General features: G+C 70.6%; 19 protein-coding genes. 7 read left to right on the forward strand and 12 right to left on the reverse strand.

The features are described 5' to 3' along the window. Nucleotides 1-135 precede the first annotated feature (135 nt). The 3 genes from ACWGR4_RS23125 to ACWGR4_RS23135 form a co-directional block, all read right to left on the reverse strand. Complete coding sequence (locus ACWGR4_RS23125; RefSeq protein WP_452133061.1) at nt 136-846, reverse strand: hypothetical protein; 711 nt, start codon at nt 844-846, stop codon at nt 136-138. Nucleotides 847-942: 96 nt separating this feature from the next. Then, nucleotides 943-1,125 carry a DUF397 domain-containing protein gene (locus ACWGR4_RS23130; protein WP_452133062.1) on the reverse strand — a complete coding sequence of 61 codons (183 nt, stop codon included), beginning with the start codon at nt 1,123-1,125 and terminating at the stop codon, nt 943-945. Continuing rightward, complete coding sequence (locus ACWGR4_RS23135) at nt 1,122-2,042, reverse strand: helix-turn-helix domain-containing protein (RefSeq protein WP_452133063.1); 921 nt, start codon at nt 2,040-2,042, stop codon at nt 1,122-1,124. The genes ACWGR4_RS23130 and ACWGR4_RS23135 overlap by 4 nt, the downstream gene beginning before the upstream one ends. Before the next feature lie 338 nt (nt 2,043-2,380). Here ACWGR4_RS23135 and ACWGR4_RS23140 point away from each other — a divergent pair, with 338 nt between their 5' ends. From ACWGR4_RS23140 to ACWGR4_RS23150, 3 genes are all read left to right on the forward strand, one after another. After that, on the forward strand, nt 2,381-2,581 hold the full coding sequence (locus ACWGR4_RS23140) for a hypothetical protein (protein ID WP_452133064.1): 201 nt from the start codon (nt 2,381-2,383) through the stop codon (nt 2,579-2,581). A 1,377-nt stretch (nt 2,582-3,958) separates the two neighbouring features. Next, a complete protein-coding gene (locus tag ACWGR4_RS23145; protein ID WP_452133065.1) occupies nt 3,959-4,450 on the forward strand; it encodes a hypothetical protein in 492 nt (163 codons plus the stop codon). Between the two features lie 598 nt (nt 4,451-5,048). Beyond that, entirely contained in the window at nt 5,049-6,557 is a 1,509-nt protein-coding gene (locus tag ACWGR4_RS23150; RefSeq protein WP_452133066.1) for an MFS transporter, read from the forward strand. Nucleotides 6,558-7,158: 601 nt separating this feature from the next. Here the strand turns inward: ACWGR4_RS23150 and ACWGR4_RS23155 are convergent. Continuing rightward, entirely contained in the window at nt 7,159-8,319 is a 1,161-nt protein-coding gene (locus ACWGR4_RS23155) for an acyl-CoA dehydrogenase family protein (RefSeq protein ID WP_379999861.1), read from the reverse strand. Between the two features lie 245 nt (nt 8,320-8,564). On the opposite strand from ACWGR4_RS23155, the gene ACWGR4_RS23160 reads away from it, so the two are divergent. Beyond that, nucleotides 8,565-9,884 carry a UDP-glucose dehydrogenase family protein gene (locus ACWGR4_RS23160; RefSeq protein ID WP_379999859.1) on the forward strand — a complete coding sequence of 440 codons (1,320 nt, stop codon included), beginning with the start codon at nt 8,565-8,567 and terminating at the stop codon, nt 9,882-9,884. A 105-nt stretch (nt 9,885-9,989) separates the two neighbouring features. Further along, nucleotides 9,990-10,421 carry a CoA-binding protein gene (locus ACWGR4_RS23165; protein WP_452132324.1) on the forward strand — a complete coding sequence of 144 codons (432 nt, stop codon included), beginning with the start codon at nt 9,990-9,992 and terminating at the stop codon, nt 10,419-10,421. 144 nt (nt 10,422-10,565) lie between these two features. On the opposite strand, the gene purE is transcribed toward ACWGR4_RS23165, so the two are convergent. Further along, on the reverse strand, nt 10,566-11,069 hold the full coding sequence (purE, locus tag ACWGR4_RS23170; RefSeq protein WP_379999855.1) for a 5-(carboxyamino)imidazole ribonucleotide mutase: 504 nt from the start codon (nt 11,067-11,069) through the stop codon (nt 10,566-10,568). Continuing rightward, complete coding sequence (locus ACWGR4_RS23175; protein ID WP_379999852.1) at nt 11,066-12,205, reverse strand: 5-(carboxyamino)imidazole ribonucleotide synthase; 1,140 nt, start codon at nt 12,203-12,205, stop codon at nt 11,066-11,068. Before ACWGR4_RS23175 ends, purE begins: the two co-directional genes overlap by 4 nt. 273 nt (nt 12,206-12,478) lie before the next feature. Here ACWGR4_RS23175 and ACWGR4_RS23180 point away from each other — a divergent pair, with 273 nt between their 5' ends. Further along, entirely contained in the window at nt 12,479-12,976 is a 498-nt protein-coding gene (locus ACWGR4_RS23180) for a GtrA family protein (RefSeq protein ID WP_379999849.1), read from the forward strand. Further along, nucleotides 12,973-13,551 (forward strand): GtrA family protein, encoded by a 579-nt coding sequence (locus ACWGR4_RS23185; protein ID WP_452132323.1) that lies wholly within the window; start codon nt 12,973-12,975, stop codon nt 13,549-13,551. The genes ACWGR4_RS23180 and ACWGR4_RS23185 overlap by 4 nt, the downstream gene beginning before the upstream one ends. Nucleotides 13,552-13,683: 132 nt before the next feature. On the opposite strand, the gene ACWGR4_RS23190 is transcribed toward ACWGR4_RS23185, so the two are convergent. The 6 genes from ACWGR4_RS23190 to ACWGR4_RS23215 form a co-directional block, all read right to left on the reverse strand. Then, on the reverse strand, nt 13,684-14,949 hold the full coding sequence (locus ACWGR4_RS23190) for an ATP-binding protein (protein ID WP_379999845.1): 1,266 nt from the start codon (nt 14,947-14,949) through the stop codon (nt 13,684-13,686). Nucleotides 14,950-14,999: 50 nt separating this feature from the next. Then, complete coding sequence (locus ACWGR4_RS23195) at nt 15,000-15,671, reverse strand: response regulator transcription factor (protein WP_020556678.1); 672 nt, start codon at nt 15,669-15,671, stop codon at nt 15,000-15,002. Between the two features lie 133 nt (nt 15,672-15,804). After that, nucleotides 15,805-16,635, reverse strand: coding sequence for a hypothetical protein (locus tag ACWGR4_RS23200; RefSeq protein ID WP_452132322.1), 831 nt, complete (start codon nt 16,633-16,635; stop codon nt 15,805-15,807). A 183-nt stretch (nt 16,636-16,818) separates the two neighbouring features. After that, complete coding sequence (locus ACWGR4_RS23205) at nt 16,819-18,201, reverse strand: hypothetical protein (RefSeq protein ID WP_452132321.1); 1,383 nt, start codon at nt 18,199-18,201, stop codon at nt 16,819-16,821. A 47-nt stretch (nt 18,202-18,248) separates the two neighbouring features. Beyond that, complete coding sequence (locus tag ACWGR4_RS23210) at nt 18,249-19,043, reverse strand: hypothetical protein (protein ID WP_452132320.1); 795 nt, start codon at nt 19,041-19,043, stop codon at nt 18,249-18,251. Next, nucleotides 19,040-20,227 (reverse strand): hypothetical protein, encoded by a 1,188-nt coding sequence (locus tag ACWGR4_RS23215; protein ID WP_379999836.1) that lies wholly within the window; start codon nt 20,225-20,227, stop codon nt 19,040-19,042. Before ACWGR4_RS23215 ends, ACWGR4_RS23210 begins: the two co-directional genes overlap by 4 nt. Between the last annotated feature and the right edge of the window lie 18 nt (nt 20,228-20,245).

A 20,245-nucleotide genomic window follows, 5' to 3' on the forward strand; every position in this document is an offset into this window, starting at 1 on the left:
TCGACGCTCCGGATGACGACGCGGCTTCCGGGTCCCGGGTCCCGGACAATGTAGTGGGCCCGATCCGCCGCACAGGGGTCGTGGCCATAGTTCACCGCTGGACCCGGCAAATGGGCCGCGCCCACCCGAACGGTGTCAGCCGCGCAACTCCCGGGTGAGCCGGTAGCGCCTCGGGTCCGCGATGCCGTGCAGATCCTCGGCGGTCAGGAACGGTCCGTCGCCACCGAGGAGTTGCAGCCGCCGCACCTCGCGCACCGGCCGCAGCCCGAAGGCCGACTCCAGCTCCAGGTCGAGCCGACCCGCCGCATCGTCGAACCACCAAGACCCGACGACCCGGCCCGCCAGGCCCGCCCGCCGGTGCGTGCCGGTCAGCGCACCGGGGTCACGGGAGCCGTTTCCCATGGGGCCGAGTTCCAGCGCCAGGAACTCCCCGAGGCGGGCATCACTCTCGATCGTCCAAGGTCCGGGCTCGACCACCCCGCCGGCCCCGGAACGGCCCCGGGATCGAACCCCCAACCGCCGCACGACCTCGGCAGCCACTTCCCGGACGTCACAACCGAGCGGCAACCGCTCCACGCCGCCGCCGTCCGGCGGGGCCGTCGCGTCGAGCGGCCAGACCAAACACGACTTGCCGAACGAGGCCGCGTATTCGCACTGCACCCGCACGTGCGGATCCTCGGCCGCACCCCGAGACCAGACCAGCAGAACGAGGTCGCAGGCCCCCAACTCCTGAAGCACCGGCTCGGCGGGCAGCCCGTCGGAGAGATCCCGGATCTCATCCACGGCAGTCCGCACACCCGCGTCGCGCAACAGGACATCCAGGCCGACGGCCCGATCCGCGTTCACGGGCGAGTACGCGAGGAACACCCCGAGCCGGCGACCCGGTTCGAGGCCGCCGCCCCCAAGCCCCGGCGATCCAGGGCGAGTTCCGTCATCCACGACCTAGCCCCGAAGCCCCCGAAGCAACTCACGCCACGCAGCGGGGCTGACGGCCAAGTGGCCACGGCCGCGATCCTTGGTGTCACGGATGCCGGTGGACGCCGGGAGGGGGGCCACCTCGACACAAGACGCATTGCCATTCGAGTAGCGCGATTTGCGCCACGGGTACTGATCCGGAGTATTCACAGGGCACTCAACCTTTCCAATATCATCCGTCGCGAGTCCTCTTCGGAACTGGCTGCCGACCGAAAGAAGCCCAGGTCGCGACGGTAGCGCTTGACGGTGCGCTCGTCCTTCAGGAATTGCATGCTCGACTGGTACTCGACGAGTGCCACAGGTTCCTGAGCCGGGGTTTCCAGGATCGTGACCCCGCCCAGGAACGGCACGGCTCTCGCAGCGTGCGGCACGATCCTGAGACTCACGTTCGCCAGCTCACCGAGCTCAAGGAGGTAGCGCAGCTGTTTTTGCAAGGCTACCGCTCCGCAGAACGCGTGCGTCAGTACCACCTCTGACAAGGTCGCGTGAGTCCGGACCGCTCCGTCGGTGATGACACGCCGGCGCTTCATCCGCACCTCCAGCAGCGCGTCCACGTCATCCGGATCCGGCACGAAGGCGCTCATCGTGATGGTCGCCCGGGCATAGTCCTCGGACTGCAAAGGGCCCGGCACAAGCGTGGATGCCACATCCATGGCGGTCGCAATCGACTCCAGATAAATGAGCTGCTCGTACACCGGGTTCAGGACTTCGTGGTACTTGACCCACCACTCCGCCGGCTCGTACTCACCACCTCCGGCCAGACGTTCCAGACGCATCCGCTCGACCGGCGTCAACCGCAGGACCTCGGCAATCGCACGTAGGTGTCGCGAGTCGACCGTCGCCTTTCCGGTTTCCAATCGCGACATCGTGCTCGTGTCCCATCCTGCTGCACGAGCCAGGTCTTCCTGTCGCAACTCTGCCGCCTGCCGCAAGCGTCGCAGCTCGGCACCCAACTCACTCGGCCGGTTTCGCATCGCACCCCCATCTTCACGAATGGCCTGCCCGCACGGCAATTTGACGCATGGCTTGCCGCAAATGAACTTGCGTGTGAGCGTATCAAGAGTCACGAGCACTCACCTCTCCGTGATCACCTCGACGTGGCCGGAGGCTGAGCGCTGCCGATGACCGGCAGGCGAGGAGCGCGGTCATGCACCACATCCGACCAAACCCCCCAAGTGCAATACCCGTTCGCCCCACCCGTGGGGCGTGGATCCGCGACGGTCTCAGCGGCCTGTGCGGGGTCTGCGAATCGTCCACCGCGCAAACCGTGTTCGCCCGCACGCTCGCCGGCACATCGTTCACGGCCCGCGCCGACGACGTCCGCGTCCTCTCACCCGACGCGGCGACGGACGCGGTCTACACCCCACCCGTCAAGCCAACAACCGATCTCACAAGAGGAGTTCGCATGAGCAGCCTGCCCCTGGTGCGCGAAGGCGACATCGTCGAGCACGCGCACGAAGACCAGCGCAACGAGTTCCGGACCGGCCGGGTCACCCTCACCGGCGTCGGCATGGTCACCGTCGAACCCCTCGACGGCACCCCGAAGTGGACCGTCGACCGCTACGACGTCCGGCACATCGAAGAGGCAGCCCGCCGATCCGACTGACCCGCAGGTGGGCGGGTGACCGATTCCAAGCAGCGCCCGCCCACCTGCGACACCCGCAACCCCGAAGGGCAGCAATGGCATACGCACGATACCGACCACAACCACCCAACCGGCGTCCCAACCGCCAACTCCACTCACTCGTGGGATGGTTGCGCACCGCGATCACGCGCAGACCCGCCCTCGCAAACGCGATCCGCGTCCTGACCGGCGCCGCACCACCCCACCCCCTCCCCGTCGACTGGCGAGCCCACCTCCCCAACCCGGCCGACCGCATCGAATCCGGCCTCGCCCACGACTGACCACACCTTCACCCCTTCAGAACGGGGCGGGCAGGATCCAACCGGGGATCACCGTGCATCCGATCCCCAAAACGTCATCCCATCGACCGAAGCAAAGCCGAGAGCACCACCGGGCATTGCACTTGGTTGCGGCGTGCCGGTGCAGGCCGGGCCAGAGTCGCCGGGGTGAGCCGCCGCCGGCGTGCGGGGCTCCAAGACCCGAAGCCCCAGGCGAGACAAGCGTGTTGCTCGGCGGAAACCCGGCCGGCAGCGGCGGGCAGGGGTGCGGGGTCGGGTTGGGTTTGCCGGGGGCCTTTCCAAGTGGGTCGGGGCGTTTCGGTGTGCGGTGGGCATGTGAGTGACGAAGGCTCACGAAACCGGATGGCGTCGGGTGTTGCAGCGCTGAAGTGAGAGAAAACCGCAGGTCGGAGTGAAAGGGGAGCCGTTTCGGGTGCCTCGGGATCCGGTTTCGGCCCCCACCGGCCCCCACCGGGCAGTTTCGGTCGTCCTCGCCGGTCTGCGTGAGGCCGAAGCACGCGAAACCGCCTCGACCGGGCAGTTTCGGTCTCCCCCACCGCCGTCGAGGAGCCCCAGACGCACGAAACCGGCACTCGGCACCCGATTCTCCGCTCGGACCACGCAAAACCGCAGGTCACCGAGACTCAAGGCTCCGAACCACCCATCGAGATCCGGTTTCGAACCCCAGCCCCTCCCGAAGCACTCCAATTCACTCGCGAAGGCGCCCTGGCGCACTCAACCCGACCCCTCTCCCTGCCCGCCGCTGCCGGCCGGTTCTCCACCGAGCAAAGCGCGCGTGTCGTCGGGAGCCCCCGGTCTCGGAGCCCCGCACGCCGGCGGCGGCCAACCAGGCGACTCTGACCCGCCCCGACCCTCGGCAACCAAGACGCAAGCCCCGCCGAAAGCACCCGACCCCCTCGGAAAGCCTCTCCGGCGGACCCAACCGCACCGCACCCCTGCCCGCCGCTGCCGGCCGGTTTTTCCGCCGAGCAATACGCGGATGTCCCAACCTTTCAGTTGTCGATTTCGGGCGAGTCTCGCCGGTTTTAGACTGCTGCCCCGCTCCACGGAAGGACACCCTGTGCGCCCAACCCGGTTCACTCCCTGGCTGCAACAACGGCTGGCCGAGTCCGGCAGCGTGACCCAGGTCCGGACGCCCACCGAGGCCGGGCGGCAAGCCTCGCCCAAGCGTGGGCCTTACGGCCTGCTGTTGACCCTTCGCAACGGGGGCGTGGTCGAGCTGGGAATCACCGCGGAGTCGGCTCCGGGCGACCAGTACGACCAGCCCGAGAACGTGGTCGAGGGCGAACCCATGACACCACTTCCCACGCCCGAGATCGACGGTGCCAAAGTGCGGACCGGCGACGTCGAGGCATTCATCGCGGCCGTGATCGCCACATCCTCCGAGGTGGCCCACATCGACCGGTACTCGGAAGCGGAGTCTCCCGGGGCCATTCCGTACGGGTTGCAGATCCGCACCCACTCGGGGGCGAAACTCCGCGTGAACTTCGTGACGACCCACAGCTCCGGCCGGCAAGCGGGCGCGGACTACGCCGTTGCGGACGCCATCTGATCCCACCCGGAACAGCGCGTCCACGAACCCGACGTTCGAGAGGCATGGAAATGCGAGCCACCGGACCAACACCACTGCCGTAGACGCACTACGTCCGACCCTCGACCGATGCGTCGATCGAGGGCCGGACTCAACCGGCGCCTCCTCGCCCACGGCCGACTCCCGCATCGCCGGACGTCGGGCCGAACAGCGCCATCCGGACAAGCCGGCCGACCGGGGCTCGTCGTGCGCGTACTCTCCCGGCTCTCGGGGCCGCATCGATCCCGGAGGCCCTGCCGTCCCCGACGCGCCCGGGGACAACACCTCCCCCTGGTCATGGCATCGCACTTCGAGGTGCGCAGCCTCCAGGACGTACCGCGCTTCTTTCCTGGTCGCGGCCGTCCGGCGCCAGGCCAGGGGGCGCCCGGGTGGGCGCCCCCTCGTCGCCACGACCGCCCATGATCAGCACTTACTAACCGTCCCGTACAGAATAAGTCCGATGCGTATCGTCTAGAACAAAACTATCTGCTAGCGTCTCCCTCGCCGCCGGACGAACACCCGGCGCAGAGCCGGGCCGCGCCGCCCCCGGCCGCCGGACCATACGAGGAGAGACAGAGCCATGGCACTGCCGGCCACCGCCAAGACGCCGCCGCGCGAAGCGCGCACCTATCCGCGCGGCCTCGCCCTCACCCTCCTGTGCGCGGGCATGCTGATGGTGATCCTGGACGGCACGATCGTGACCGTCGCGCTCCCCTCGATCGGCGCGGACCTCGGGTTCTCGTCGGCCGATCTCGCCTGGGTCATGAACATCTACATGATCGCCTTCGGCGGCCTGCTGCTCCTTGCCGGACGGCTCGGCGACCTCTTCGGGCGCAAGCGCATGTTCCTCGCCGGGCTCGCCGTCTTCACCCTCGCCTCGCTGCTGTGCGGCGTGGCCACCAGTCCCGAGATGTTGCTCGCGGCGCGGTTCCTGCAGGGCGCCGGCGGCGCGATGGCGTCCGCCGTCAGCCTCGGGATGATCGTCACGCTCTACCCCGAACCCGCCGAACAGGGCAAGGCCATCGGCGCGTTCAGCTTCATCGGCGCGGCGGGCGCGTCCCTGGGCCTGGTGCTCGGCGGTGTGCTCACCGAGGCGGCGAACTGGCACTGGATTTTCCTGGTCAACCTCCCGATCGGCGTCGTCACGCTGCTCCTGGCGACACGCGTCCTGGATGCCGACACCCCCGCCTCCGGCGCTCGCGGCAGGGCCGACATCGTCGGGGCCGTCCTGGTCACCGGCGGGCTGATGTTGCTGGTGTACGCCGTCGTGAAGGCCGAGGCGTACGGGTGGGGATCGGCCAAGACCTGGGCGTTGCTTGCCGGTTCGTTCGGGCTGCTGGCGCTGTTCACGCTCCGCCAGGCCCGGGTCGCGGCGCCGCTGCTGCCGCTGCGCACCTTCCGCTCCCGCAACGTGAGCGGTGCGAACGTCCTCCAAGTGCTCACGATCGCGGCCATGTTCGGCTTCCAGGTGCTGGTCGTCCTGTACATGCAGCACGTCCTCGGCTTCGGGGCGGCCAAGACCGGCTGGGCGATGTTCCCGACCGCGCTCGCCATCGGTGTCGTCTCCCTCGGCGTCTCCGCCCGCGTCATCGGCCGCTTCGGCGCCCGGAACGTGCTGGTCGCCGGACTGCTCATGCTCACCGCCGGCATGGCCTACCTGGCCCGCGTCCCGGTCGACGGCTCGTACGTGATCGACCTGCTCCCGGTGTTCGTCCTGATCGGTGGCGGCGGCCTGGTCCTGCCCGCACTCGCCACGCTGGCGATGTCCGGCGCCCGGCCCGAGGAGGCGGGCGTCGTCTCCGGCCTGTTCAACACGACCCAGCAGATCGGCGGTGCCCTCGGCGTAGCCCTCCTGAACACCCTCTCCACCTCCCGCGCCGACACCCTCGCGGGGCAGGGCAAGTCCGCCGCCGAGGCCCTGACCGGCGGCTTCCACCTGGCGTTCACGGTGGGGACGGTCCTGCTCGCGGCCTCGGCGATCATCGCCATGCTGGTCATCCGCACCCCGGCCACGACCGTCGTCGCCGGCAACACCGCCGCCCCGGAGACCGACCGGGCCGCGACGACCTCGGCCACCCACGTCGGGTGACGAGAAGGCCACCCACCCCGAACGACACGGACACGGTCCCCCGCCGAGATGCCTTCGGCGGGGGACCGCGTCGTTCGCCCGTTCACTCATTCGGAGGATGTGACCGCAATCCGCCTCTTCCGGGGAAACCATCCGGATGGGATTGACGTGGCCGATCCCCACGACAGGCCCACGAAGGAGAAGACATGACCAGCCCCGGACTCGCCCCCCGCCGACGCGCCATCCGCGTCGCCGGAGTGCTCGTCGCCCTCCTCACCGCCGCCCCCATCACCACCGCCACCGCCGCCTCCACCGCCCCCACTCGGGCCGGCGAGTTGTTCCGCTGTGCCTCGGTGACCCCCGACCTGCCCAACCTCTACGCCACCTCGTGCGACACCGACCACTGGGCCCGGCCTCCGACTTCGTCGTGGCCGACCAGAGCGGTCGCAACGCCTGGATGTGCGAGCAGGGCCGGGTCGAGGGCTCGCTGTGGATCAGCGGCCGGAACTGCCGCCGCCTCGCGACGTCCGGGGGGGTGAACCGCCGTGCCCCCGCCGAGACCTCTCGGCGGGGGCACGGCGGGGACCACGCCACCCCACGACGCGTCGACTCCGGCCGCCGCCTACTTCGGCAGGTTCCTCGCCATCACGATCCGCTGCACCTGATTCGTGCCCTCGTAGATCTGCGTGATCTTCGCGTCGCGCATCATGCGCTCCAGCGGGTAGTCACGTGTGTAGCCGTATCCGCCGAGCAACTGCACCGCGTCGACCGTGATCTCCATCGCCGCGTCCGACGCGAAGCACTTGGCCGCGGCGCCGTGGAAGGTCAGGTCCGCGTCGCCGCGCTCCGACTTGGCCGCCGCCGCGTAGGTGAGCTGCCGGGCCGCCTCCAGCTTCATCGCCATGTCCGCGAGCATGAACTGGATGCCCTGGAAGTCGGCGATCGGCTTGCCGAACTGCTTCCGCTCCTGCACGTACCCCTTGGCGTAGTCCAGCGCGCCCTGCGCGATGCCCAGCGCCTGCGCCGCGATCGTCACGCGTGTGTGGTCGAGCGTCTTCATCGCGGTGGCGAAGCCCGTACCCTCCTCGCCGATGATCCGGTCGGCCGGGATGCGCACGTTGTCGAGGTAGACCTCGCGCGTCGGCGAGCCCTTGATCCCGAGCTTCTTCTCCGGCGCACCGAACGAGACACCCTCGTCCGACTTCTCCACCACGAACGCCGAGATGCCCTTGGAACGCTTGTCCGCGTCGGTCACGGCCATCACCGTGTAGAACTCGGACACGCCCGCGTTGGTGATCCAGCGCTTGACGCCGTTGAGCACCCACGAGTCGCCGTCGCGTACCGCGCGGGTCTTCATGGCCGCCGCGTCCGAACCGGCCTCCGGCTCGGACAGGCAGTAGGAGAACATGCCGTCGCCGCGCGCCACCGCGCCGAGGTAGCGCCGCTTCAGGTCCTCGGACCCGGACAACATCACCGGCATGCTGCCCAGCTTGTTCACCGCCGGGATCAGCGACGAGGACGCGCACACCCGGGCGACCTCCTCGATCACGATCACCGTGGCGAGCGCGTCGGCGCCCGCGCCGCCGTACTCCTCGGGGACGTGGACCGCATGGAGGTCGTTCGCGGTGAGCGCGTCGAGCGCTTCCTGGGGAAAGCGCGACTGCTCGTCGACCTCAGCGGCGAACGGGGCGATCTTCGCCTCGGCGAGTGCGCGGACCGACTCGCGGAGCATGTCGTGCTCCTCGGAGACGCGGAACAGGTCGAAGTCTTTACGTCCGGCCACGGGTGCCTACCTCTCGGGACTGAAGGGCTGCCCTCTCGGGACTGAAGGGCTACGGGCTGCGGGGAATACCTGTTTTATTACCGCTCAGTAAACAACATGGACGCCCACAATTATTCAGCCGCACCCCGCCGGCCCGCGCATCGGGACGGCCACGGTTCGGCGACGGTGCCCCGGGCCCGGCCGATACGATCCAGATTCGATCCGGATCCCACCCATTCCTCCGACGAAGAAGTCAGGTGACGTACGTGGCACCCCGCATCACGGTCATCGGTACCGGCTACCTGGGCGCCACGCACGCCGCGTGCATGGCCGAACTCGGCTTCGAGGTCCTGGGGATGGACGTGGACCCGGACAAGGTGGCCACCCTCGCGAGCGGCCGGATCCCCTTCTGGGAGCCGGACCTGGAGGAACTGCTGGCCCCGCACGTCGCCTCCGGCCGGCTGCGCTTCACCACCGACATCGCCGAGCTGGCCGCGTTCGGCGACGTGCACTTCGTCTGCGTGAACACGCCGCAACGCAAGGGCGAGTTCGCCGCCGACGTGTCCTACGTCGACGCCGCCGTGAACGCGCTCGCCCCGCTCCTGGAGCGGCCCTGCCTGGTGGTCGGCAAGTCCACCGTCCCGGTCGGCACCGCCGATCGGCTGGCGAGCCGGATCGCCGAGCTGGCCCCCGTGGGCGCCGCGGCCGAGCTGGCCTGGAACCCCGAGTTCCTGCGCGAGGGCTTCGCCGTCCGGGACACCCTGCACCCGGACCGGCTCGTGATCGGCGTGCGCTCGCAGGCGGCCGAGGATCGGCTGCGCGAGGTGTACGCGACCCTGCTCGCCGAGGGTGTGCCGCTCGTGGTGACCGACTTCGCCACCTCGGAGCTGGTCAAGACCGCCGCCAACTCGTTCCTGGCCACCAAGATCTCCTTCATCAACGCGATGGCCGAGGTCTGCGAGGCGGCCGGCGCCGACGTCGAGCAGCTGTCCCAGGCGCTCGCCTTCGACCCCCGGATCAACGGCCGTTTCCTCAAGGCCGGGCTCGGCTTCGGCGGCGGTTGCCTGCCCAAGGACATCCGCGCCTTCATGGCCCGGGCCGGCGAGCTGGGCGCCGACCAGGCGCTCACCTTCCTGCGCGAGGTGGACGCGATCAACATGCGCCGCCGCTTCCGGATGGTCGACCTCGCCCGCGAGCAGTGCGACGGCAGCTTCCTGGGCCGCCGGGTCGCGGTGTTCGGCGCGGCCTTCAAGCCCGACTCCGACGACATCCGCGACTCGCCGGCGCTCAACGTCGCCGCCCAGGTGCAGCTCCAGGGCGGCGAGGTGACCGTGTACGACCCCAAGGCGATGGACAACGCCCGCAAGATGTATCCGGGCCTGACCTTCGCGGAGACCGCCTTCGACGCGGCCCGCGGCGCGCACGTGGTGCTGCATCTGACCGAGTGGGCGGAGTTCCGCGAGATGGATCCGGCCGAGCTGGGCGAGATCGTCGCCGAACGCCGCGTACTCGACGGGCGCAATGCCCTCGACCCGGTGCGCTGGCGCGGCGCAGGATGGACGTACCGGGCTCTCGGTCGCCCCTGAGTAGCCGGCCCGCCCCGGGGGCACACTCACCGGGCCGACGGCGCCGCGCCGTCCGTCTGTCGGGGGGCACCGCGAGCAGCGAGACAAGACTGCGAGGTCATCAGCATGCCTTACGGCGACGAGGCCACGATCCGACGGATCCTCGACACGCACACCTGGGCGGTGGTGGGGCTCAGCACCAACTCCCACCGCGCCGCATACGGAGTAGCCGCGTTCCTCCGTCAGTGGGGAAAGCGCGTCGTGCCCGTGCACCCCAAGGCGGAGACCGTGCACGGCGAGCCGGGCTACGCCACGCTCGCCGAGATCCCGTTCCCGGTCGACGTGGTCGACGTGTTCGTGAACTCGGACCAGGCCGGCGAGATCGCCGACCAGGCCGTCAAGATCGGCGCGAAGGCCGTCTGGTTCCAGTTGGACGTGATCGACGAGCGCGCCTACCAGCGGGTCCGCGACGCGGGCCTGGACATGGTGATGGACCGCTGCTCGGCGGTGGAGCTCCAGCGCATCACCATGACGAGCACGGGCCCGAGCCCGGCCTGAGCCCGACCCGAGCCGCACGACGCCGGGACCCGAGCACCCGCTCGGGCCCCGGTGGGCGACCACGACCGGCCACCACCCGGCCGGGACCGCCCGCCCAGGACCGCCTACAGCCGACTACGACGGGCTACGACGGCCCACGACCCCCTACGACCCGACCCGCTCGCGCAGCTTGCGCCCCTTCTCGGTCGCCTGCGCCTTCAGCTCCGCCTGGAACTCGCCCATCCGGGCCAGCAGCGCCGGATCGTGCGCGGCCAGGATCCGCACCGCCAGCAACCCCGCGTTGCGCGCTCCGCCGATCGAGACGGTCGCCACCGGCACGCCGGCCGGCATCTGCACGATGGACAGCAGCGAGTCCATGCCGTCCAGGTATTTCAGCGGCACCGGTACGCCGATCACCGGCAGCGGGGTGACCGAGGCGAGCATCCCGGGCAGGTGCGCGGCGCCGCCCGCGCCGGCGATGATCACCTTCAGGCCGCGCCCGGCGGCCTCGGTGCCGTACGCGATCATCTCCTGCGGCATCCGGTGCGCGGAGACCACGTCGGCCTCGTAGCCGATCCCGAACTCGTCCATGACCTGCGCGGCGAGTTCCATCACCGGCCAGTCCGAGTCGGACCCCATGACGATGCCGACGACGGGCTGCGTGCTCATTCGGTGATGTCCCCTCGGAGGTAGTCGGCGGCGTGCCGGGCGCGCTCGCGCACGTCGGCCAGGTCGTCGCCGCACACGGTGACGTGTCCGACCTTGCGGCCGGGCTTCACGTCCTTGCCGTACATGTGCACCTTGACCCCGGGATCGCGGGCCATCACGTGCAGGTACGGGCGGTACATGTCGGGGTAGTCGCCGCCGAGCACGTTGACCATCACCGTCCACGGGGCCCGGGCGCGCGGGTCGCCCAGCGGCAGGTCGAGCACCGCGCGCAGGTGGTTCTCGAACTGCGAGGTGACCGCGCCGTCGATGCTCCAGTGGCCGCTGTTGTGCGGACGCATGGCCAGCTCGTTGACCAGGATCCGGCCGTCGGCGGTCTCGAACAGCTCGACCGCCAGGTGCCCGGTGACGTCCAGCTCGCCCGCGATGGACAGCGCGATCCGCTGGGCCTCGACCGCCCGCTCCTCGCTCAGGTCGGGCGCGGGCGCGATCACCTCGCGGCAGACCCCGTCCACCTGGATCGACTCGACCACCGGGTAGGCCACCGCCTGGCCGTGCGGCGAGCGCACCACGCAGGCCGCCAGTTCGCGGGTGAAGTCCACCTTCTCCTCGGCCAGCACCGGCACCCCGGCCGCGAACGGCACGGCCGCCTCGTCCTCGTCCCGGACGATCCACACGCCCTTGCCGTCGTAGCCGCCGCGCGTGGTCTTGAGCACCACCGGCCAGCCGCCCACCTCGGCCGCGAACGCCGCGACCTCCGCCGGGTCGGCCACGATCCGGTTGCGCGGGCACGGTACGCCGATCTCGGCCAGCCTGGCCCGCATCACGCCCTTGTCCTGGGCGTGCACGAGCGCGCGTGAACTCGGCCGCACGGCGACCCCGTCGGCCTCCAAGGCCTCCAGGAGCGCGGTGGGTACCTGCTCGTGGTCGAAGGTGACCACGGCGCAGTCCTGCGCGAAGCGGCGCAGGTCGGCGAGATCGTCCTCGCTGCCGAGCACGACGTCGCCGACCACCTGGGCCGCGGATTCGGACGGGGATGCGGCGAGTACGCGAAAGCGGGCGCCGAGCGGGATTGCGGCCTGGTGCGTCATGCGGGCGAGCTGGCCGCCGCCGACCATGCCGACGACTGGGAACGTCACGGGGGAAGGGTACCGACCCACCGCCGACGCTCGCGGCGCCGGGCGGCGCGAAGCCGGTCGCGGCGGCACGAAGCCGCGCCACGCGCGCTGCCCCGGTGTTCGTCGGTGCCCCGGACCGCTCCCGGGGGACCCGCGCCACACGTGACGCGGGATGTTCCGGTAAAGAGTGTGCAACGGGAGGGAGACCGGGCGCCGATGTCGAACGGCCGCGACGGCTACCCTCGTCGAGTGAGTCGTCAAGTCGGTAGCACCCGTGGTGCCAGAGGAGCGTCCGTGCCTTCGCCCGTCGACGCCCCGTCCGAGGGAGCCGCCGGGCCGCCGGCGAGCCGGATCGCCCGGGTGCGCTCCGAGGTCACCCAGTTCCTCGTGGCGGGCGGCCTGGCCTACGCGGTGGACGTCCTCGTGTTCAACCTGTGCCTGTCCCTGGGGATGGGCGGCGTCGGCGCGAAGATCACGTCCTCGATCCCGGCGACGATCGTCGCGTACGTCGGTAACCGATACTGGACCTATCGGCATCGGGACCGCACCGGCGTCGGGCGCGAGTACACACTCTTCTTCGTGTTCAGCGCGATCGCGGCGGGCATCCAGGCGTCGAGCGTGTTCGTGTCACACACCCTGATGGGCTACGAGAGCAAGCTCGCCGACAACATCTCGGCGAACATCGTCGGTATGGCTCTCGGCACGCTGTTTCGCTTCTGGGCATTCCGCACGTGGGTGTTCAAGCACAAACGGCCGGACCCCGTACCGGTCGCCGAAGGTGGCATGTCGTGAAGGCGCTCCGGAATTGGTACGACCGGGTCGGACACCTGCTGCACGAAACGCTGAAGTTCGGCGCCGTCGGCGGGTTCGGCGTGATCGTGAACGTGATCGTGTTCAACCTGTGTCGCGACCACCTGGGCCTGGCCTCGGTGCGCTCGTCGGTGATCTCGACGGCGGTCGCGATCGTGGTGAACTATCTCGGCAACCGCTACTGGGCCTTCCGGCACCGCACCTCCGACGACAGTCGGCGCGAGTTCGTGTTGTTCATGGTGTTCAGCGGGGTCGGCATGGCGATCGAGGCCGGCACCGTGGCGATCTCGCACTACTGGCTCGGCCACACCTCGCTGCTCGCGGACAACATCGCGAAGTACGCGGTCGGCCTGCCGCTCGGCACGCTGTTCCGGTTCTGGTCGTATCGCACGTGGGTGTTCACCGGCACCCACGAGGTCGACCGCAAGCCGGTCCGGGTGGTCGCGCCGCCGGGCGGCGAGGACGCGGACGATCGGCCGACGGGACCCGCCGGCACCCGACTGGACACCGAGGCCGCGCGGCTGGTCGAGGACGAGAGCAAGACCTCCCGGGCCTGAACCGGCCGGCACCTCCCCCGCGCACCGCCTCGCGCAGGTTCTCTCGCGCAATTCCCTCGCGCAGCTTCCTGGTGCACACCGCGCCCCCGCGCCCCACCCCCGCGCCGCGCCCGACCACGACGCGACGAACCGTCAGCCGTGCCCTTCCTCCGGGTGGGCCGCCAGGAACACCGCGAATACCGGCGGTCGCTGCTGGAGCAGCTCCAACCGCCCCCCGTCGGCCTCGGCCAGATCCCGGGCCACCGCGAGCCCCAGGCCGGTCGAGTTGTGGCCGCTGACCGCCCGCTCGAAGACCCGCGCACCCAGCTCGTCGGGCACGCCCGTGCCCTCGTCCTCCACCTCGACCACCACGGACGTCCCGGTGATCCGGGTCCGGATGTTCACCGCGCCCGCGCCGTGCATCAGCGTGTTCTCCACCAGCGTGGCCAGCACCTGGGACAACGCGCCCGGCGTGGCCACCGCGGTCAGCCCGCGCTCGCCCTCGACCCGGATGCTGCGGCGGGCCTCGCGGAAGTTGGGCCGCCACTCGTCGATCTGCTGCTGGATCACGTCGTCCACCCGGACGGTGACCGCGGAGATGTTGCGCGGGTCGCGCCCGCCGCTGCCGCGCCGACTGCTGGTCAGCAGCCGCTGCACCACGTCGGTCAGCCGCTCGACCTGGGAGAGCGCGATCGCCGCCTCCTCCTTGACGATCTCCGGGTCCTCGGTGGCGATGATCTCCTCGAGGCGCATGGACAGCGCGGTCAGTGGAGTGCGCAGCTGGTGCGAGGCGTCGGCGGCCAGCCGGCGCTCGGCGGTGAGCATCCTGGCGATCCGCTCGGCGCTCTGGTCCAACACCTCGGCGACCCGGTCCAGCTCGGGCACGCCGTAGCGGCGGTGCCGGGGCCTGGGGTCGCCCGAACCCAGGCGCTCGGCGGTCTCGGCCAGATCGGTCAGCGGGCGGGCCAGCCGGCGGGCCTGCCAGACCGCGAGGGCGGCGGCGGCCGCAACCGCGAGCAGCGCCACGCCCAGGATCAGCAGCAGCGATTCGCGGATCTTGGTGGTCACCCGCTCGCGCGGCTCGCCGACGGTGACCGAGTCGCCCATCTCGCCGGGCATGGTCTTCTCGAAGACCCGGCCGCTCGGCTTGTCGCCGATCACCAGCGGAGGATCGCCCGGCAACCGCACGATCGCGTAGCGATGCGGCTCGACCTGGCGGCGCAGCAGCGCGGCGTCGGAGTGTTCGCCGGAGGCCATCCGCAGCTCGACGACCTCCAGGATGCGGGCGGCCTCGGCCTTGAGGCTGTCGCCCGCGGTGTTCTCGATCGCGTGCGTCTCGACGAACGCCAGCGGCACGCCGAGTACGGCCACGACGACCAGGACCACGCCGAGCGTGGTGTTGATGAGCCTGCGACGCAAGGTGGATCCCGTCAGCTTTTCGAGGTCGGCTCGCGCGAGGTCGGCCCGGCTCAGCTCTTCTCGAAGCGGAAGCCCACGCCGCGCACGGTGGTGATGTAGCGGGGGTTGCCCGCGTCGTCGCCGAGCTTCTTGCGCAACCAGGAGATGTGCATGTCGAGCGTCTTGGTGGAGCTCCACCAGGTGGTGTCCCAGACCTCGCGCATCAGCTGGTCGCGGGTGACCACCCGGCCCGCGTCGCGCACGAGCACGCGCAGCAGGTCGAACTCCTTGGCGGTGAGCTGCAGCTCCTCCTCGCCGATCCAGGCACGGTGCGAGTCGACGTCGATCCGCACGCCGTGCACACCCTGGCCGACGTCGGCCGCGCCGCGCCGCAGCAGCGCACGCACACGCGCGAGCAGTTCGGCGAGCCGGAAGGGCTTGGTGACGTAGTCGTCGGCACCGGCGTCGAGGCCGACCACGGTGTCCACTTCGTCGGCGCGCGCGGTCAGGACGAGCACCGGGAAGCCGTGCCCCTCGGCGCGCAGCCGCCGGCACACCTCCAGGCCGTCCATGCCGGGCAGACCGAGGTCGAGGACGAGCAGGTCCACCCCACTCTGCGCGGCGCATTCGAGAGCGCTTGGGCCGTCCTCGCGCACCTCGACCTCGTAGCCCTCTCGGCGCAACGCACGCGCGAGTGGTTCGGAGATGGATGCGTCGTCCTCGGCGAGCAGTACGCGGGTCATGACCTTGATGTTACTGACGCGGGGGCGCCACGTTGACGAGCTCCGTACGAGCGGACCGCGGGAGCCCGGGATCGGCGGGCATTTTTCGCCGACCGAAGGACGGCGGACGGGTGCCCGGAGGGCGGCGTTCACCTCACCATTCGTCGTCTTTGTGGCGACGCCAGGAGAACACCATCGTGGACGCGGCCATCAGCAGGATCAGCCCGCCGGCGACGATCCAGACGATCGCTCCGCCGGAGATCTCGCCGTCGTCGCCGCCCCGGCTCTCGACCATCGCGTCGGGGCTGCGCGCCGCGCTCGCGGTCGGGTCCTGTGTACCCCCCGGCGGGGTCTGGGCCGGCGCCTGGGCCGATGCCGGGGGTGCTCCGGCCGTCGGGTCGCCCGGAGTGCCCGAGGGGCCGTCCGGGGCCGCGCCCTGGAGGTCGACCCGCAGCGTCATCGCGGGCGGCGCGGGCGCGGTCGGGAAGCACGTGGTGATCTGGTCGCCGAAGATCGCGGTGGTGGTGACCATCTTGCCGGGGGCGATCCGGATGTCGCCCTTGGCGTCGAGCGGCACGGTGATCTCGCCCTCGTACGGCGGCACCACGATCAGCGCGGGCGTACCGGGAATGTCCACGCGCATCTTCGGGCCCTGGAGGGTTAGTTCGCCGCTCGCGCCGCCGGAGAGGACGAGCTGGATCGACGGGGTCAGCGGGGTGCCGGGGAACGGCAGCGGGCTGGTGGCGGGGCTGCCGCCGAGGGTGACCTTGATCCGCGCCTTCTCGCCCGGGCGGATCGGATCGGTCGGGCCGTCGAGGGAGATCTGCTGCGGACCGTCCACGGCGGGCTGGTCCAACGGGATGACGCAGTGCACCGGCACGGTCAGCGGTTCCGCCGCGGCGGGCGCGGCGAGCGCGAGCGCCGGGCCGACCGCGCAGGCCAGGGCGAGGGCGGCGCCGACCGGGCGTGAAGCCGAGAGAGCCATCGGGGGTCGCGTTCCTTCTCGTGGGCGGCGAACGGGAGTCGGGGCGGGAGTCGGGCCGGGGCGGGAGTCGGGCGGGATACGGCCGAAGGGTCCCCCGGCCGGGTGAGGACCGGCAAGGGGACCCTTCGCATGCGGTTTCGGTTCGGGCCGGATTCGGTCGTGGTGCCCGGAACCGACCGGGCGTCAGACCTGGTTGCGGATCCGACGACGGTAGGGCACGAACAACATCAGCGCGATCGCCGCGAGCACGGCGGTGCCGGCCGCCATCGCGAACGCGGTCATGCCGCCGCCGGAGGCACCGGTGTGCGCGAGGTCGCCGGTGCTGCCGCCGGTGCTGCTGCCGCCGTTGGTGTCGACGTTGCCCGAGGGGGACTGGGTCAGCGTGGGCGGCGGGGTGCCCGCGTCGCCCTTGGCCTTGAGGGTGGCGGAGACGGGGGCGGTGGTGGTCGTGCAGGTGGTGATGGACGTGGCCTTGAGCGAACCCAGGGTGGCCTTGGAGGTGATCACCAGGGTGCCGGGCGTGAAGGTGAAGTCGCCACCGCCCCACACGTCGAACTTGCCGGTGAGCGGACCGTCCAGGGTCAGGGGGTCACCCTTGTTGACCTTGATCGACTTCTCCGGACCGACCAGATCCAGCGGCACCTTGTGCGAACCCTCCGCCACGTCGATGGTGAAGGTCGGGGTGAACGCGAGATCGATGTTCGGACCCGGCAGACTCGCCGGCGCCTTGCCGACCAGGTTGTCCTTGAACTTGGCCGAGATGTCGAGCTTCGCGCCCTTCGAGGCGGTGCTCGGGACGAGGATGGTGACGCCGTAGGTCGCCGTCGTGTCCGGAATCACGACCGAGGGGAAGTCCTTGACCACCGTCTTGCACGCGTAGTCGACGTTGACCTCCTTGCCGTTCGGCGGCCCCGGCGGCTCGGCCGACGTGCTCGGCGAGGCCGAAGTGGACGGCGACGCCGAAGTGGACGGCGACGCGGAGGTGGAGGGCGATGCCGAGGTGGACGGCGACGGTGAGGCGTTGCGGTCGACCGGGATGGTGCCGAGCTTGGGCGTGCCGTTGACCGTGCACGGCACGTCGACGACGGCGGTCAGGACCAACTTGGTCGGCGTGATGTCGATGTCGCCCGTGGCGTCGGCCGGCACCGTGATCTTCGCGTCGAAGTCGGGAAGCGTGATCGGCTGCCCCTTGACGACGTTGACCGTCTTGCCCTCCTGGCCGACGATCTTGAGGTCCTTGGTCGACCCTCCCGACGCCTTCGCGTCGAAGGAAGCGGTGAACGGTACTTCGCCGACGTCCTCCGGCCCCTTGACCGGAGTGGCGCCCATGCTCACCTTGACGGTGGCCTCACCGCCCGGGGCGGTCTTGGTGGTGGGCATCGTCAGCGTGATGTTGAAATCGTCGGTGACGTCCGGCGCCCCGTCCGGGTAGGGAATCTTGCAGGTCATGTTGACCTTGACCGGAGCGGCGTTTGCTGCGGGCGCCAACGCGATCACGCCCGTGCCACCCGCCACCAGCATGCCGCCGACGGCGGCGGTGGCGAGTCTTGTCTTGGCCTTGCTCATCAGGTTGTGCTCCCTTCGTCGGGGCGGGACCCACCCCGTCGTTTCGGTCAGCTGAGCGTGAGCGTCAAAGTCGCCGAATAGCTCTCGGCCGACGTGTTGCGGTCGGGCAGACGCAGGGTCAGATCCGCGCCGACATCGAATTCACCCCCTGTGACACCCGGTGAGGACGAGGTGGAGCAGAGGGTCGCGGTACGGCTCGACGGGGTCCGGTCTCCGGGCTTCGCCGAGCTGGGATACGGGCCGCGCCCCGGGTGTGGCGTGCAGTACGGCTCCCAGACGAGGTTGTGCGCCTCGATCCGGGAACCGTCCTCCGCACGGAAGTCGGACATCGCGCCGGTGAGGGTCCACCCGTTGCGCGAACCGCGGAAGTCCTGGACGAGCATCGGGTTCAGCGCGCCCCTGGCGGTGCCGGTGCCGCGGTCCACGACGAGCCGGCTCTGCCCGGCGTTCGGGGTGCTGACCGCCAGTGGGCCCGGGTTGACGTTGCCGTCCACCCGGTCGGGGGTACGGGGTTGCTCGATCCTGGTGTCCCAGTCGAGGTCTCCGGTACCGGTGCCGCCGGTCGCGCCGCTCCCGCCGCCGCTCGTGCCGTCACCGGCGGGGCCGGAGCCGGACGGGTCCGTCCCGGTCGAACCGGTGCCCGGCGGGGCGGAGTTCGTGTCCGCGCCGGCGGTCGGCACAGGGCGGAACGTACCGCCGCCGCCCGGTCCGGCCTGGTCGCTGACATCGGTACGCGACGCCCCGAACTCGCCGCCGGGGCCGTAGTGGAACACCAGCACGGTGCCCGCCACGACCGTGATCGCGACGAGGGCGCCGACGCCCTTGCCGGGTCGCGGGGTCATCGATCCCCTCCCCCGGACGCGCCGGCACGGGGGTGATCGTCGCCGCCGGGCTCGGAATCCGCGTACAGCGGACCGCCGATGGCCACCGTCTCGACCATCGAGCGCATCGGGCGCTTGCTCAGGTCGACCGGCTCGACATCGGTCCCGGCCGGGCGCCGGTTCGCCGTACGGGAATCCGCCGCGCCGTCATCCGCCGCGTCCTCGGCCGACTTGCGGTTCTTGTCGGCCCTGGACGCGCGCAACGAGGACTCGGGCAGGCCCACTTCGCGCTCGCGCTCGCCGGTGCGGCGGGCCCGCTGCTCGCCGATCAGTTCGACGACACGCACGAACAGCCGCCAAGCCGCCACCGGGACCACGATCACCAGGAGTGCGCCGAAGATGTACACGCCCCACGGGCGGCCGACCTCCAGGGCCTGTTCGTCCACGATCTGGTTGTCGTAGGTCACCCGCCAGCTGAACGTGCCGTGTTGGCGGGGGTTCAGCTCCACCGGGAGCGAGATGGTGGTGCGCTGTCCGGGCGCGATGGTGACGTGCGACTCGTAGTTCTCCCAGGTCGGGGCGTACACGCCTTCGTAGAAGCCGATCCGGAAGGTCGGGTTGATGATCGCGGTCTGGCCCATGTTGCCGACCTCGATCCGGAACCGGCGCTGCACGGGTGAGCCGAACCAGGTGAAGATCGAGTCCTCGCCGACCATGGCGCTGTCGATGAAGACCAGCCGGCCGGGCGTCTTGACCGTCACCGGCAGCGGGGCGTAGGGCGCGCCGTCGATCTCCAGCGGCACACTCGCGTCCTTCGGCGGGCCGTTCATGATCACCGCGATCCGGACCACACACGGACACGGAGACGGCGGGACGGCGGCGGTCAGCGTGATCGAGATGTTGCCGCCGGGGTCGGCCGTTCCACTCGCGGCACTGGCGGCGGCGCAGTTGACGGTGCCGCGCAGGCCGTTCTCGCCGCAGATGCTCGCCTGGACCAGGGATCCGGGGGTCCAGTCGCCACCGACGACCGACACCTTGTCCCCGGCCGCGACCTTGCCCGGGTCGATCGACGCGCTCGGTCCCGCTCCCGGCGGCGGGGGGTCGGCGGCACGCGCGGGCGCCGTGCCGCCCAGGGCTATGCAGCCCAGGAGCAACACGGCGATCAGCGCGAGCGCGGCCCCGCGGGGGCGGACGACTCGAACCACGTGACGGACCCGGTTGGC

The sequence above is a fragment of the Embleya sp. NPDC055664 genome, from assembly GCF_053618075.1.